The sequence below is a fragment of the Dorea sp. AF24-7LB genome, from assembly GCF_003478575.1.
GTDB lineage: Bacteria > Bacillota > Clostridia > Lachnospirales > Lachnospiraceae > Dorea_D > Dorea_D hominis.
Genome location: NZ_QUFR01000004.1, coordinates 20,940 through 36,339, shown reverse-complemented (window position 1 = coordinate 36,339; position 15,400 = coordinate 20,940). Strand labels below are relative to the sequence as shown.

Here is a 15,400-nt window from a genome sequence, read left to right as displayed (position 1 = left end):
GTTATTTCTTAACCGGAGAGAGCAACAATTCCAGTTCATTACCGGCATTATCCGGAATCTTAATAGTTGTCGGTTGCTTCGGTATCATAAAAGAAATGGTACCGGTTTTCTTGTTGATACTCTTCGGGACAAGACCGGAAATCGCATCGTAGTTGATACCGGAATATGTGTCGGATACGTCCAGATATACAACTCCGTGACGGGAGTAGGAGTCCAGAAGTTTCGGTTTCTCGGTATCCAGACTGGAAACTTTGTAACTACGTAAGGAAGTCTGTGCGTTCATGCCTTCTGCATGGATTGTCAGTGTTCCGTTAGAAGTAACTTCCGCAGTATAAGTATGCGTATCTTTCTTCGTTAAAGCGACCGGATGTCCATCCAGGTCAGCGGTAACTTCCCGGATCGGGAGCAGTGTCTTTACCCGGATATTGTAAACAGCGGACTGTGCAGAGTCTACTTTGGTACGTTCTGCAATAATCGTTGGCTTAATGAATAAAAGCGGCATTAAGATCAGAAGCAGTGTGCACAGATAGGCCAGCGTCCGTCCGAAACCAAAGGTCGTTTTCTTGTAATTGCCCCAGTCTTCCAGAACTTCGACCGGAATTGTGCTCGGTTCCATGTCGCATGCGTTAAAAACGTTGTTCAGAAGCTGGTTCGCAGTCTTCGAATCCAAAGCAGGAATGTCTGTATTGTCAAAAGAAGATGCGTGAAGGTCTAACTCAGAAGTATAATCTTTATTCAAAACAAATCCCTCCTTTTTCTTCGTGGAGCATGTTTTCCAGAAGTTTGCGCCCTTTGCGCAAACGCCGTTTGGCAGTACTCCGGCTGTAATCCATCGCAACGGCAATATCTTCGATGCTCATATTATTGTAATAGCGCATGATGATCGCCTGCGAATATTGTGGAGGCAGTGACTGGATCGCCTGCATCAGCCGTGCTTTTGCATCTTTGTTCAGAATATGCTTCTCCGGATTCGTCATGATATCCGAGAAAGATTCTGAAAAATCAGATGTCTGACCGGAGGATATATAATCCAGTTCCTGTTCCTGCCGTTTCCTTTTCTGCCAAGTGTCAAAACAGATCCGGAATGTGATCTGGTGCAACCAGGATACAAAGAGACGCGGATTCTTCAGTGTGTCCAGATTCTTTAATACTAAAATGTAAACTTCCTGCAGGATGTCCTGTGCAAGATAAGGATCTTTTACATATTGATAGGCAAAACGGTACTGCGACTGATAAGTAGCAGTATATAATTCTGCAAATGCATCGCTGTCGCCTTCCTGCGTTTTGCGTACCAGTTTTGCAATGTAATCATAATCAAGTTCCATGCGTCTAACTCCTTTGTACATTCGTTGATCTGGATATACGTTTGTTTGCAAGTGCGATCAGCCGGGTAATCTGATCCAGATGTTCATTACGATTCAGTGCGATACCGGTGTGATATTCAATGGCAATAGAATCCGGTGCCTGATTGTGCTGGGCAACCCGGTTTTCAATGCGCTGGATAAAAAGATCTATATTTTCATCGGTACAGTCTTCAAAGATCGCAAGAAACTTATTACCACCGTTGCGACCGACAAAACATAAAGACGTTGCCGCAGTGGAAAGAATATTGGAAAAATCTTTCAACAGACGGTTGCCGGTAGCATGTGTGTAAAGGTTATTAATCTCTGAAAGATTGGAAAGATCGATCATAATACAGCCGATGTTCTCCGGAAGTTTCTCGTCGTAATATTTCTCAATGACTGTATCACAGCTGAAACGGTTTGGCATACCGGATATCGGATCGGAATAAGCGACACCGTATAAGTTATGATAGTTCAGTTTAATTGTTGAGATAAGGTTAAAATCGATCAGCAGGAAAATAAAGCTGACCAATAACAGTACCCATACGACAAAAAACAAAATCGTGGCAGGGCGGGATGAAAATACGAACTGTTTCACTTCTGGTTTCAGAAGGAGAAACAGACTTAAGATGGTAAGGATCGCCAGTATTGCAAGCTGGAGAACCTTGAATGACGTGTACTTTTTCATAATTGTGAATCCTCCGTTCAATTCAGGTCCATTGACGGGTGTTGCTTATGTCTATAGTTTCAGGCTGAAAATCCCCGTGTGTTACTTCTTGTCCGAGTTTTACGCTCATATATCTGCAGAACTAAGTTTCTGTAATGATATATGAATGTATTTCTCTGATATCATTTGTATATTATATCACAAATAATAAGGGAATACCATATTTCGACAGTCACAGATTTTCACATGGATTGGGTGTTGAGATATAAGGATAAAATCATTATAATAAGGAAGGTAAAAGAAACAGGAAGAAGGTTTTACAAGATGGAGATAGAGAGTATTAAGCAAAAAGTGCTGGAAGATGTAGATCCGGTCATGAAGAAGAAAAAAGCAAAAGAACGCTGGAAACAACGACTGATCGTGATAATGCAGTTCCTGCTCGTTTTTGTTGTTATCATAGGTCTTTTCCATTTTTTTATGGGGATATCGACAGTTGACGGAGAATCGATGTATCCGACACTGCATGACAAGAATATAGTTATTTATGAGAGACATAACAGCGAATACAAAGCCGGAGACATCGTGGCGCTCGATATGCCGAACGGGGATGTATATGTGAAGAGAGTGATTGCTGTAGCAGGGGATACCGTTAATATTGACCGTGAAAAGATCTATGTCAACGGAGAAGAAGTTACGACACCGCAGGCAGTCGGTAAAACGGAAGCAAAGTCTGATAAGATCACCTATCCACTGACGGTAGAAGATAAGCAGGTTTTTGTGCTCGGTGATAACCGAGAGGTTTCCAGGGATTCCAGAGAGATTGGCACTGTGAAGATAAAAAACATCAAGGGAAAGATCAGATGGTCTATAGAAATCTTTTAAAAAATATGCTACGCTGACGAATAGGATAAATATCCGAACAGATAAGAGTACAATGAGAGAATGAGGATGAGAAAATGGGATATACAGAACTTACGGAACAATTTGAACGCCGTGAGAAGATGAGAGGCACCGCTTTGACAATATTAGGCGGTGTCTTTTGGGGGCTTGCAGGAGTTTTTGGGAAATATTCATTTGAACACAGAGGGATGACACCACAGTGGCTGGTAAATGTGCGTCTGATTATTGCGGGATTGATCCTTCTGTCCACAGTAGTTGCAAAACAGAAAAAAGATACTTTCCGCATATGGAAGAATCCAAGACATGTGATCCGGATGATGTTGTATGGTATGATCGGTATTGCGGCCTGCCAGATGACATATTATATGGCAGTAGATGATTCAAATGCAGGTATCGCAACAGTATTGCAGTATGTGGCACCGGTTATCATCATGCTGTACACATCGCTTGTCAACCGGAAATTGCCGGAAGTATCAGAGCGTATTGCACTGGTTCTTGCATTTGGCGGAGTCATACTGATCGCAACGCACGGAGATCTGACACAGCTTACAGTGTCCAAAACAACTCTGTTTCTTGGACTTGCATCTGCGCTTGCGACCGTATTTTATAATCTGCTTCCGGGTAATCTGATGAGCGAATACGGAACATTTGCGATCGTTGGCTGGGGTATGTTAATCAGCGGAATCGGACTAATTCCAATTGTAAGACCGTGGACAATCACGGCGCAGATTATATGGGACTGGCAGACATTTCTGTGCGTAACGGTCGTAATCATCATGGGAACCGTGCTTTCTTTCGGATGCTACATGGAAGGGCTGCGTCTGATCGGCGGAACAAGGGCGAGTCTATTTGCATCGGTAGAACCACTGACAGCAACACTTGCATCTGTATTATTTATGGGCGTTTCCTTTGAATTCATGGATCTTTTAGGATTTGCAGGAATCATCGGTGCAGTTATTATTCTTTCACTTCCGGGGAAGAAGAAAAATTAGCCAGCAGCTTTTTTATATGCGTGTATCGTTTCTCAGGTATCGGAATAGAGACCCCATTGGTAAGTGTAAAGGAGAACCGCTGGATACTGGCGACGTAAGTCAGGTTCACCAGATAACTTTCGTGACAGCGGATCAGTTCCGGTTCACAGCGTTTGCATAGAGCGGACAGACGTTCAACACATTCAAATGTCTGCGTCGAAGTGTGCAGCAGAGTATGAGAACCACAGGATTCTACATACAGAATCAGATCCGGTTTCAGATAAATCATGGAGCGGTCTTTTCCATGAAAAGTAACTCTTCTGCGCTTTATCTGCCCGGATAGAACCATGGATTTATAGGTTTCAGCATAATGAACAGGATAGATAGTATCCCGCGGATCATAGGCAATCGCATTGGAAATGTGGCAAAGCCGGATGCGTGGGATATTATTTTGCATAGCCCATAGCATAGAAATTCTTTGATGGACGCGATTTGAACTGCCATCCGGCCAGAAAGTATCCAACTGAAAAGTAAGAAGCACGTCCAGAGCAGAAGGACTGCCTGTGTCGAGCGGATAGACAACGAGATTTGAAACAGTAAAACGCAGTTCATGTTTTTCTTTCTGAAATGCATCTATCAGATTATCTTTTCCGCGGATCATCTGATCATGCGCTGGTCCAAGCCACAGAATATCATCGTGGCAGTTTTCAAGGAATGACTGGATTTTGTTGTCATAATATTCTAATAAAATTGCAGCACTGCAAATGGTATATTTTTCAATATTCATAGAATTCCCTTCCCAAAATGCAGATTCCAGTTCATAAAAGGCAAGTGAAATTTTAAAGAAAACAAGTCGTTTTTTATATTTTATTGCAAGGGATGTAAAAATGCAATATTATTATACCAAGGAAACCAAAACAGGTAGCAATCTGCTGGTATTATATGAAGTGTCAGTAAAGGGATCTGCCCCGAAATAAGCATAAAAGCGGAAAATTAAAATTATATTTAAAAGAGAGTAAATTTAAAATAAGGTGAAAAATTAAGACAGAAAGAAGATGAAGTATTATGGAACATAAGTTATGGTTTATGGGAACATCCTATGTTCCGGGTGAAGCAAGAACTCTCATTGACAATCTGGAAGATTCTGCACACAGGGAAATGGCACGTGCGGAATTTTATTATTTTCGGGGAGAAAGTGAGAAGGCGGCAGAAATTTCCGAGAAATATCTGCAGGATGAAGATCTTGTATTCAGAATGTCGGCATGTCTGATCTATATTTTTTCTGATTTTTCGTTAGGAGGAGTAGAGGCAGTAAAAGCAGGTGCACATGTTATGAAAGTGACGGCTGATGTGCTGCTTCATTCAGAAGATCGCAAAGAGAGAGCATATGCGGCATTTGCCGGAAGTGTGGCAAAAGTGCTGCTTCATATCGAAGACTGGGAAGCACCTCTGATCTTTGAATATCTAACAGATCTTCCAAAAGGATTGCGGTTATGGGGATGTTACTTTATCGCATATGATGCTTATCAGAAGGGAGAGTATGAGCGCTCCCGCGGAATCGTAGAGACAGGGCTTGCATTCAGCCCGCAGTTATATCCGGTTTCGTCTATATATCTTCACCTTGTGGCAGCGATGGACGCTGTCAGTATGAAGAAAACGAAAGAAGCCGAAGAGCATTTTCGGGCAGCATGGGAACTGGCAGAGCCGGATGGACTGCTGGAAGGAATCGGTGAACATCATGGACTTTTACAGGGGCTGGTGGAACAATATATAAAAGAAGAGTCGCCGGAAGAATTCGACCGGATATTCCGGATCATGGAACGTTTCAGTTACGGATGGCAGAAATGGCATGGCCTTAGAAGCAAAGGAGAAGGAGCAAAAGCAGTCGGCGGGAAACTCAGTGTACTTACGAAAGAAGAATTTGTAGTAGCTATGCTGGCAAACAGAGGCTGGATGAATGTGGAGATTGCCGAACATATGGGAATTGAACAGAATCAGCTTAACCGGACGCTAAAAGCGGTTTACAAAAAGCTGGGAATTGCCAATCGGCGGCAATTGAAGAAATATATGCTGCAGTGACATTTTATAGTAGTTAATCCGTTTCAAAGGGTATTACACGAAATTCGTGTGGTGCCCTTTCTTTTTGAACGCTTAAATTACAGAAAGATTGTACTGCAACACATATGCTCATCTGTTATAATGAAATAAGTTTAAGAGGTGATGCGAATGATAACATTAAACGATTATTTATATTCCGGAAATACAGTCTTTAAGATTTTACACAAATATATCGTAGATCTTAGAAAAGAAGCAAAACGTACCGGCAATGAGATTGATCTGATCCACAGTAATTTTCTGATCCAGATTCAGGAAATGCTGGAACACAACGACTTCCTGACAGCACAGTCACAGAAGATCCGTGAATTTTACAAATATATGGCAAAGGAATATCCGTTTCTTGCATTTACATTCAAAGGCAGGATCAAATCACTGCTCCGTGCGGAAGAGAAATTCAATGGTTATATCGTGGAATGTGTCTATGAATGTTACGAGAAATACGGGCGCTATCCGACCATTTCCGAATTAAAAGAAAAATTAAACTGTTTTCGTGATTTTATTGCATATCGAATCGTAGTTTCTCTTCCGAAATGCAACGTGAAAAATGAAGCAGAATGGGAGAAGGAAGAGATCGAGTATCTGTATCAGATTGCCAATGTGTTGCCGGGATTTCTGGAAGCACAGGGATTTTCGGCAGAGTCGGCAAGAGGCGTGCTGGAGAGTAAGTCAGAGCAGCTTCATGATAATGTCCGCCCGTATTACAGAGATTATATTTCTAATCATATTGAGAGTGGATACCAGTCTCTCCATATTACATTTTACGATAACAGTTCACGAAGCTATATGGAAGTGCAGCTTCGGACGAAGACAATGGACGATATTGCAGAGATTGGTGCGGCAAATCATAAGGCTTACGAGAAGAAGCAGGAGCAGGAGCGTACAAGAAGGAAAGTTATTCCGGAGGGCGAGAACCTGTATTTTGATGAAGCATATGAGCGTGGAAAACGGCTTGTCAATCTGGAGTTAAAAGACCTGGATGTCAATATGTTCGCAGCAGTGAACAACAGTCTGATTAATGACGGCTGTGGTCTGTACAGGGGACGTCAGATTCTGCCGTACGAGCATTTATCCAGATATCAGAATGACCTGATTGACTAGTTATCAGCGTGCGACGCATTTAGTGCGGCGCATTTAATAAAAATAGTTTGGTAACAGAATAATGTTGTGCTAAATTATAAAAAACAATTTAACATACTAAACCAATGAAGCGGAGATCAAAGCATTCATGCGCGCACAGGTCATGCTGTGAATCAAGGTGGCACCGCGGGTGGTATAAGCCGGAGATATATATTTTTCCAATGCAGAACTTGTCCTTGACAGAAATTATTTTAGTTTCTGTCAAGGACTTTTTTATTTATTTCTACCAGAGGACCAAAACAGGCGAGCCCGTTGTGCCTGCGGCACTTTTGCTTGAATAATTTTATGGTAAAAATAGATAAAAAAATAACAAAATGTTAAGAAAATCCATTGAAACTACATAAAGATTGTGCTACATTGAATTTGATAGAAAAAGCAAATGAAAGATTATATTTATAGAAAAACATTATAATACAAACACACCGAATAAAACAATATAAAGGCGGAACAGAGGGCACTTTGTTCTAACAATTTTTATAAAAATGATACCTTGTAATATAGATATCTACAGAGGAAAAGCGTATGTACGAACGAGAGAAAGCAATCATAATTACGAATAATGACCGCGTGTTTGAAGCATACAAAGATGAGATGCAAGTTATTTTAAAACAGACGTATGAAGAAGTTCTGATCGCAACGCGGGATATGGTTTATGACCGCCATATTCTGCTGACACATCCGCAGGCATCGAGCCTGAAACCGAACCAGACGCCATATCGGTCTGTAATTGTATACCCGGGAAGCGGGGAAGATGCGATGAAGGCAATCCTGTTGATTGAAAAATGTCTGGAAGTATACAGACGCTGGCAGGAGATAGCACCGTCCCCGGCTTCCTACCCCAAAAAAGTAGAGGATGATTTCAAGACCATTGATTTATCCATAGTTCAGAATGTTATGCCAAGGATCGTTTAGCGCAGCAGACAGTGCAGAGACGATAGCAAGGTATTTATAACAGAGATAAAAATAGCTTTAAAGTAAAGCAGAATGAGGAGGAAAGGAAGTATGAAACTGGAGTTAGGTAAAATTGAAATCAGGGATATCCGGTTTGGTGACAAGTCCTGCGTGGATGATCATGTGCTTTCTATCAATAAGGAAGAAGTAGAACGCCTTGTGTTGGAAGATGACAAATTGATTGGCTGCCATCTGGAACTTGCAAAACCGGGTGAGAAGACAAGAATCACGCCGGTAAAAGACGTAATCGAACCACGTGTAAAAGTCAGTGGCGGTGAGATGTTCCCAGGTGTGATCGGAAAAGTGTCTCCACAGGTTGGAAGTGGAAGAACACATGCATTATCCGGCTGCTGTGTTGTTACAGTGGGACGAATCGTAGGATTTCAGGAAGGTGTCATTGATATGAGCGGACCGGCAGCAGATTATTGTCCGTTTTCAAAGACGCTCAATGTGTGCGTGGTGATCGAACCAAAAGAAGGTCTGGAAACACATGTTTATGAACGTGCGGGACGTATGGCAGGCCTCAAAGTTGCGACATATCTCGGCGAACTTGCAAGAAATATCGAACCGGACACACTGGAAGTGTATGAGACAAAGCCAATTCTGGAGCAAGCACAGCAATACCCGGATCTTCCGAAGATCGGATATGTACATATGCTTCAGTCACAGGGATTGCTGCATGATACTTATTATTATGGAGTGGATGCAAAACAGATCGTACCGACATTTATGTATCCGACAGAGATCATGGATGGCGCAATCGTATCCGGTAACTGTGTGGCACCGTGTGATAAAGTAACCAGCTATCATCATCTGCACAATCCGGTTATTGAAGATTTATACAGACATCATGGAAAAGATCTCAATTTCATGGGCGTGATTCTGACGAATGAAAATGTATTTCTTGCGGATAAGGAACGTCATTCTGATATGGTTGCGAAGCTGTGTCAGTGGATAGGACTGGACGGAGTGCTGATCACAGAAGAGGGATATGGCAATCCGGATACAGATCTGATGATGAATTGTAAGAAAGTAGAAAGAGCCGGAACGAAAGTTTGCCTGATTACAGATGAGTTCCCAGGTAAGGATGGGAAATCAGCTTCTCTGGCAGATACCTGTGATGAAGCAACAGCACTTGCATCTTGTGGACAGGGTAATGCAACACTTCATTTCCCGGCAATGGATAAGGTAATCGGAACAACAGAATATATCGAGAGCCAGATCGGCGGCTGGGCAGGCTGTATGAACGAAGACGGTTCATTTGAAGCAGAACTGCAGATCATTATCGCATCTACAATTGCGAACGGCTACAACAAACTGGCAGCAAAAGGATACTAAAGGAGGGGTGAAACATGGCAGCATATCGAATTGTACATTATCTGAATCAGTTCTTCGGCGGTATCGGTGGAGAAGATAAAGCAGATTATGAACCGGAAGTACAAGAGAAGGTCATTGGACCGGGACTGGCACTGGCACAGGGACTCGGAGACGATTATGAGATCGTTGCGACTGTGATCTGTGGTGATAACTATTTTGGAGAGAATCTGGATGAAGCGACAGATACAATTGTAGAGATGGTGAAACGTTATCATCCGGACGTATTTGTTGCAGGACCGGCATTTAATGCGGGACGTTATGGAGTAGCATGCGGAACAATATGCAAGGCAGTGGAAGAAAGACTTGGCATTCCGGTTGTGTCCGGTATGTATAAGGAAAATCCGGGAACGGATATGTTCCGTCAGGATGTGATTCTCGTAGAGACAGGTAATTCTGCAGCAACAATGCGTAAAGCAGTACCGAAATTTGTGAATCTGATCCGTAAGCTTGCGACAGGTGAAGAGATCCTTGGACCAGCAGAGGAAGGATATCTGGAGAGAGGAATCCGTGTTAATTATTTTGCGGATGAGAGAGGTTCTGAGAGAGGAATCCAGATGCTTCTTAAGAAGATTGCCGGAGAAGAATTTTCCACAGACCTTCCGATGCCGAAGTTCGACCGTGTTCCTCCGGCAGAAGCTATCAAGGATATGAGCAAGGCAACGATCGCCATTGTAACTTCCGGCGGTATCGTGCCACTTGACAATCCGGATCATATCGAATCATCCAATGCAACCAAATTTGGCTGGTATCCGATCGAGGGAATGGAAACAATGTCAAAGGATGATTATACAACAATCCATGGTGGATATGACAGACAGTTTGTAATGGAAGATCCAAATCTCGTTATTCCACTGGATGTTCTCCGGAAGAAGGAAAAGGACGGAGAGATTGGTAAATTGTATCCGTATTTTGCAAGTACGACCGGAACTGGAACGGCTACCAATTCAGCAGCAAAATTCGGCACGGATATTGGTAAGAAGCTGGTAGAAGATCATGTAGATGCAGTTATTCTTGTAAGTACCTGAGGTACCTGTACACGTTGCGGTGCAACGATGGTAAAAGGCATTGAAGCATATGGTATCCCGGTGGTGCATGTGTGTACAGTAGTTCCGATTTCACGCACGATCGGTGCGAACCGAATCGTTCCGGCGATTGGAATCCCGTATCCGCTCGGTGATCCGACAGAAGGCGAAGCAGAATCTTATAAAATTAGGGATGCTTTGGTTGAGAAGGCTTTGCAAGCACTTCAGACACCAGTTACAGACCAGACAGTATTTGAAAATTAGTAATCAGATCTGGAAGAATAGAAGTAAAATTTATAAGACAATAACAAATTTATAGATACATGCCCCGTGAGAGACAAAAAGAAGAACCCTTCTTTTTGTCTCTCTTTGTGTATACGATGAGCCAAGTACAGATTTGTGCTTGCACAAGAATCTGTATTTGGCGAATGTACATCACCTGGCTGTTAAGCGAGCTGGTGTATGAAGTATTATGGCAGCGAGGAAGCCGTCTAAAAAAATATATTGACATTTGAAAATAAGACACATATAATAAGTTAGCATGCGAACAGTTAGTACACGAACTATTTGGAGACTAACTGTTACGCAGGAATTAAAATGTGTGACCGGGAAGGGATATCAGAGCATATAACCAGGTTTGTACATAGATTACAAGGAGGAATCAAATATGCAGGATCCAGATCAGAAAATCAAAGAGATGCATATGGGAAGGCTGATCCATATACTTTCTCATCAGATGAAACGGCACAATTGTGGGATGCCATTTGACGATACGGAAGAACTCACAGCAATGCAGAGACACGTGCTCAAATTTATTTTGCTGGAATCTGAGCACAAGGATATTTACCAGAAAGATGTGGAAGAAGAATTCTGTATCCGCAAGTCTACAGCGACCGGAATACTGAAATTAATGGAAGAGCATGGATTTATCACGCGTGAAGCGGTAGAGTCTGATGCCCGGCTGAAACGGATAGTTCCGACAGGGAAGGCTGAAAAAGTGCACAAATTTATTATGGAGCACATTCACCAGACCGAAGCAATGCTGGTCGCAGGTATTTCTGAAGAAGATGTACTGACATGCAAGAAGGTTATGTATCTCATGTATCGGAACCTTGCCGAAGGAGAAAAGGCGGCAAAAGAAGAAATAGCAAAAAAGAAAGCAGATAAATAAGAAAACAGCTAAACAATAAAAAGTTATGAGATAGAAAAATGAAAAGGAGGAGATAACGATGAACAAAACATTGTTGAAATCTGTCAGAGAATACAAAAAGCAGTCTGTCATGGCACCTCTTCTTGTAGTTCTGGAAGTTTTTATGGAAGTTTTGATCCCGCTTGAGATGGCAAAGATCATTGATGTGGGAATCGCACAGGGAGATATGAATTACATCATACAGAGAGGAGTTATCCTGGTGGTCATGGCAATGCTGGCATTGTTTTTTGGTGTGCAGGCAGGAAATATGGCAGCTGTTGCCGGAGCCGGATATGCGAAGAATCTGCGTCATGATATTTTCTATAAGATACAGGAATTTTCGTTCCATAATATCGATCATTTCTCCACATCCGGACTGGTTACACGTATGACAACAGATATTACGAACGTGCAGATGGCGTATATGATGAGCATTCGTCTGTTAGCAAGAGCGCCGATCATGGTGATCTTATCGTGGGTGATGACACTTCTTCTGAATAAGAAAGCAGCGTTACTGTTTCTGATCGTAGTGCCGGTGCTTGGCGGAACACTGATATTTATTGCAAAAAAAGCACATCCGCATTTTATCAAAGTATTTGATGAGTACGATGTGTTAAATAATTCCGTGCAGGAAAATGTAAATGCATCCCGTGTGGTAAAGGCATTTGTAAGAGAAGACTATGAAGTGAAGAAATTTCACGGCATTTCCCAGTATGTGTATAATCTGTTCACAAAGGCAGAGAAGATTGTTGCGTGGAACTCACCGGTAATGCAGTTCGTCATGTATACAGTTGTTATCCTGCTTGTTCTGATCGGTGGAAAGAGTATTATCGGTGGTCAGATGGAGACAGGAGAACTGACCAGTATTATTGTATACGCATTGCAGATCATTGGTGCACTGATGATGGTTACATTTGTATTTGTTATGATCATGATTGCGCAGGCATCCACAGACCGTATTACAGAGGTGCTGGAAGAAGTACCGGAGATGCAGGATAAGGAAAATGCAGTAAAGACGGTAGACAATGGCGAGATTGTTTTCAATCATGTGAATTTCAGCTATGCCGGAGAAGGCGGAAATCTGTCGCTGAAAGATATAAATCTTCATATTAAATCCGGTCAGACGATCGGTATCATCGGAGGAACCGGAAGTGCGAAGTCTACACTTGTTCAGCTCATTCCAAGACTTTATGATGTCACAGGCGGACAGGTAAAAGTCGGTGGCGTGGATGTCAGAGATTATGATCTGAAAGTGCTGCGTGACCAGGTGTCCATGGTACTTCAGAAAAATGTATTATTTACCGGGACGATATACGACAACATCCGCTGGGGTGATAAAGATGCAAGCGAAGAGGAAGTAAAAAGAGTATGCCGTCTTGCACAGGCAGACGGATTTGTACAGGAATTTCCGGACGGATATAATACGCAGATCGTGCAGGGCGGTAACAATGTATCCGGTGGACAGAAACAGCGTCTCTGTATTGCAAGAGCATTGCTGAAGAAGCCGAAAATCCTTATTCTGGACGATTCAACGAGCGCAGTAGATACAAAGACGGATGCGCTGATCCGTAAAGCATTCCGGGAGGAGATTCCGGATACGACGAAGATCATTATCGCACAGCGTATTTCTTCTATAGAAGATGCAGATCAGATCATCGTGCTGGATGACGGTAAGGTGATGGGTGTCGGAACATCGGAAGAGTTGCTGAAGACAAATGATATTTATCGGGAAGTTTATGAGTCACAGGTGAAAGGAGGCGGCGAAGATGAATAAGAAAAAGAGAATTTCTAAAAATGATATCAAGACAGCAAAGCGGCTTCTGAAATATGTGACAGAAACTTATAAATTCCGATTTGTGCTTGTATTTATCTGTATTCTGATCAGTGCGGTAGCAAGTATTTCCGTTTCACTGTCGTTGAAATTTATGCTGGATGATTATATTATTCCGTTGATCGGGCAGCAGAATCCGAATTACACAGAACTGTATCAGGCACTTGGTGTGCTGGCATGCATTTTTATCGCCGGAGTGCTGGCGACATTCACATACACAAGATTGATGGTTTATATCGGTCAGGGCGTGTTAAAACGTGTCCGTGACGATATGTTTGAACATATGCAGACACTGCCGATCCGCTATTTTGACGAGCGTACCAATGGTTCCATCATGAGTCTTTACACAAATGATACAGATGCGTTAAGGCAGATGATCAGCCAGGCAATCCCGCAGGCGTTGATGTCTCTGTTTACGATCATCGTAACTTTCATTTCCATGCTTGTGTTAAGTCCGATCCTGACAGTTCTTGCATTTGTTGTGATTGGAATTATGATGAAGGTGACAGGAAAAATCGGTGGAAACAGTGGAAAATATTTTGTGAAACAGCAGAATTCACTTGCGGATGTAACAGGATTTGTAGAAGAACGGATGAACGGACAGCGCGTTGTCAAAGTGTTCAACCATGAACGAATTTCTGAACAGGAATTTGATGAGCTGAATGAAGCGTTGTTCGAGAGTGCTTCCCAGGCAAATAAATTTGCAAATATGATGGGACCGGTTATCGGAAATATCGGTAACTTACAGTTTGTACTGACGGCAGTTCTTGGCGGTTTCCTCTCTGTAGCAGGGGTCGGAGGAATTACGCTTGGCGTTATGGCATCATATCTTCAGTTTACGAAGAGCTTTACACAGCCGTTCATGCAGGTGGCGCAGCAGTTTAACTCGATTGTTATGGCGCTTGCCGGTGCAGAACGTATCTTTGCATTGATTGATGAAGAACCGGAGAAGGACGAGGGTTATGTCACACTGGTCAATGCGAAGAAAGATGCAGATGGAAATATTACTGAGTGCAAAGAGAGAACCGGTATGTGGGCATGGAAACATCCGCACAGCGCAGATGGAAGTGTGACATATACAGAGCTGACCGGAGATGTCCGCTTTGAAGATGTAACGTTTGGATACAAAGATGATAAAGTAATTCTGCATGACATCAGTCTATTTGCAAAACCGGGACAGAAACTGGCATTTGTCGGATCGACCGGAGCCGGTAAGACAACGATCACAAACCTGATCAACCGTTTCTACGATATTCAGGAAGGCAAGATCCGCTATGACGGAATCAATATTGACAAGATCAAGAAGGATGATCTGAGACGGTCTCTTGGAATTGTACTGCAAGATACGCATTTATTTACCGGAACAATCATGGACAATATCCGTTATGGTAATCTGAATGCGACTGACGAGCAGGTATACGAGGCGGCGAAACTGGCGCATGCAGATCAGTTTATTAAAATGCTGCCGCACGGTTACCAGACATTGTTAAGCGGAGACGGTGAGGAACTCTCACAGGGACAGAGACAGCTTTTGTCGATTGCAAGAGCTGCTGTTGCCAATCCGCCGGTACTGATCCTGGATGAAGCGACTTCTAGCATTGATACACGTACAGAGAGTATCGTACAGAAGGGAATGGATAACCTGATGAAAGGACGTACCGTATTTGTGATCGCACATCGGCTCTCTACGATCCGTAACAGTAACGCGATCATTGTTCTGGAGCACGGTAAGATCATCGAGAGAGGTGATCACGAAGATCTCATTAAGAATAAGGGCACGTACTACCAGCTCTATACCGGAAAATTGGAATTATCATAAATAAAAGCAAACCTCCTGCCAGAATCATGAACTCTGGCAGGAGGTTTTTGCTTAGGCGAATTCCGAAGAAGCAAT

At 42.7% G+C, this 15,400-nt stretch carries 14 protein-coding genes; 10 read left to right on the top strand and 4 right to left on the bottom strand.

Annotated elements, in window-relative coordinates; genetic code table 11:
• Position 1: 1 nt before the first annotated feature.
• Genes DWY31_RS05380 through DWY31_RS05370 form a run of 3 tightly spaced genes read right to left on the bottom strand, consistent with a single transcriptional unit; the run spans position 2 to position 2,031 of the window.
• Positions 2-739, bottom strand: coding sequence for a hypothetical protein (locus DWY31_RS05380; RefSeq protein WP_021861492.1), 738 nt, complete (start codon positions 737-739; stop codon positions 2-4).
• Positions 732-1,325 (bottom strand): RNA polymerase sigma factor, encoded by a 594-nt coding sequence (locus DWY31_RS05375; protein ID WP_226977313.1) that lies wholly within the window; start codon positions 1,323-1,325, stop codon positions 732-734. The genes DWY31_RS05380 and DWY31_RS05375 overlap by 8 nt, the downstream gene beginning before the upstream one ends.
• A 4-nt stretch (positions 1,326-1,329) precedes the next feature.
• Positions 1,330-2,031: a GGDEF domain-containing protein gene (locus DWY31_RS05370; RefSeq protein WP_118519728.1), complete on the bottom strand. Its 702-nt coding sequence runs from the start codon at positions 2,029-2,031 to the stop codon at positions 1,330-1,332.
• A gap of 303 nt (positions 2,032-2,334) precedes the next feature.
• On the opposite strand from DWY31_RS05370, the gene lepB reads away from it, so the two are divergent.
• Positions 2,335-2,892 carry a signal peptidase I gene (gene lepB, locus DWY31_RS05365; protein WP_118519727.1) on the top strand — a complete coding sequence of 186 codons (558 nt, stop codon included), beginning with the start codon at positions 2,335-2,337 and terminating at the stop codon, positions 2,890-2,892.
• A gap of 74 nt (positions 2,893-2,966) precedes the next feature.
• Complete coding sequence (locus DWY31_RS05360) at positions 2,967-3,902, top strand: DMT family transporter (RefSeq protein ID WP_118519726.1); 936 nt, start codon at positions 2,967-2,969, stop codon at positions 3,900-3,902.
• Here the strand turns inward: DWY31_RS05360 and DWY31_RS05355 are convergent.
• Entirely contained in the window at positions 3,868-4,668 is an 801-nt protein-coding gene (locus tag DWY31_RS05355; RefSeq protein ID WP_118519725.1) for a LytTR family DNA-binding domain-containing protein, read from the bottom strand. The two genes, DWY31_RS05360 and DWY31_RS05355, sit on opposite strands and share 35 nt — an antisense overlap.
• Before the next feature lie 278 nt (positions 4,669-4,946).
• On the opposite strand from DWY31_RS05355, the gene DWY31_RS05350 reads away from it, so the two are divergent.
• From DWY31_RS05350 to DWY31_RS05315, 8 genes are all read left to right on the top strand, one after another.
• Positions 4,947-5,960, top strand: coding sequence for a hypothetical protein (locus DWY31_RS05350; RefSeq protein WP_118519724.1), 1,014 nt, complete (start codon positions 4,947-4,949; stop codon positions 5,958-5,960).
• A gap of 147 nt (positions 5,961-6,107) precedes the next feature.
• Positions 6,108-7,097, top strand: a complete 990-nt coding sequence (locus DWY31_RS05345) for a relA/SpoT domain protein (protein WP_021861499.1) — start codon at positions 6,108-6,110, stop codon at positions 7,095-7,097.
• Between the two features lie 561 nt (positions 7,098-7,658).
• The gene (locus tag DWY31_RS05340) at positions 7,659-8,048 is read left to right on the top strand and encodes a GrdX family protein (protein ID WP_021861500.1); all 390 of its coding nucleotides are present in this window, start codon (positions 7,659-7,661) and stop codon (positions 8,046-8,048) included.
• 90 nt (positions 8,049-8,138) lie between these two features.
• The gene (grdG, locus tag DWY31_RS05335) at positions 8,139-9,425 is read left to right on the top strand and encodes a sarcosine reductase complex component B subunit alpha (protein ID WP_118519723.1); all 1,287 of its coding nucleotides are present in this window, start codon (positions 8,139-8,141) and stop codon (positions 9,423-9,425) included.
• 14 nt (positions 9,426-9,439) lie between these two features.
• Positions 9,440-10,750 (top strand): sarcosine reductase complex component B subunit beta, encoded by a 1,311-nt coding sequence (grdF, locus tag DWY31_RS05330; protein ID WP_118519722.1) that lies wholly within the window; start codon positions 9,440-9,442, stop codon positions 10,748-10,750.
• A gap of 403 nt (positions 10,751-11,153) precedes the next feature.
• Positions 11,154-11,657 carry a MarR family winged helix-turn-helix transcriptional regulator gene (locus DWY31_RS05325; RefSeq protein WP_118519721.1) on the top strand — a complete coding sequence of 168 codons (504 nt, stop codon included), beginning with the start codon at positions 11,154-11,156 and terminating at the stop codon, positions 11,655-11,657.
• Positions 11,658-11,715: 58 nt separating this feature from the next.
• Positions 11,716-13,449 carry an ABC transporter ATP-binding protein gene (locus DWY31_RS05320; RefSeq protein ID WP_117537722.1) on the top strand — a complete coding sequence of 578 codons (1,734 nt, stop codon included), beginning with the start codon at positions 11,716-11,718 and terminating at the stop codon, positions 13,447-13,449.
• Entirely contained in the window at positions 13,442-15,325 is a 1,884-nt protein-coding gene (locus DWY31_RS05315) for an ABC transporter ATP-binding protein (protein ID WP_118288067.1), read from the top strand. The genes DWY31_RS05320 and DWY31_RS05315 overlap by 8 nt, the downstream gene beginning before the upstream one ends.
• Positions 15,326-15,400: the final 75 nt, after the last annotated feature.

Coding starts and splice junctions, on each gene's coding strand:
- DWY31_RS05325 (WP_118519721.1), top strand. CDS start 11,154: ATGCAGGATCCAGATCAGAAAATCAAAGAGATGCATATGGGAAGGCTG.
- DWY31_RS05355 (WP_118519725.1), bottom strand. CDS start 4,668: ATGAATATTGAAAAATATACCATTTGCAGTGCTGCAATTTTATTAGAA.
- DWY31_RS05350 (WP_118519724.1), top strand. CDS start 4,947: ATGGAACATAAGTTATGGTTTATGGGAACATCCTATGTTCCGGGTGAA.
- grdG (WP_118519723.1), top strand. CDS start 8,139: ATGAAACTGGAGTTAGGTAAAATTGAAATCAGGGATATCCGGTTTGGT.
- DWY31_RS05315 (WP_118288067.1), top strand. CDS start 13,442: ATGAATAAGAAAAAGAGAATTTCTAAAAATGATATCAAGACAGCAAAG.
- DWY31_RS05345 (WP_021861499.1), top strand. CDS start 6,108: ATGATAACATTAAACGATTATTTATATTCCGGAAATACAGTCTTTAAG.
- DWY31_RS05320 (WP_117537722.1), top strand. CDS start 11,716: ATGAACAAAACATTGTTGAAATCTGTCAGAGAATACAAAAAGCAGTCT.
- DWY31_RS05340 (WP_021861500.1), top strand. CDS start 7,659: ATGTACGAACGAGAGAAAGCAATCATAATTACGAATAATGACCGCGTG.
- DWY31_RS05360 (WP_118519726.1), top strand. CDS start 2,967: ATGGGATATACAGAACTTACGGAACAATTTGAACGCCGTGAGAAGATG.
- lepB (WP_118519727.1), top strand. CDS start 2,335: ATGGAGATAGAGAGTATTAAGCAAAAAGTGCTGGAAGATGTAGATCCG.
- DWY31_RS05370 (WP_118519728.1), bottom strand. CDS start 2,031: ATGAAAAAGTACACGTCATTCAAGGTTCTCCAGCTTGCAATACTGGCG.
- DWY31_RS05375 (WP_226977313.1), bottom strand. CDS start 1,325: ATGGAACTTGATTATGATTACATTGCAAAACTGGTACGCAAAACGCAG.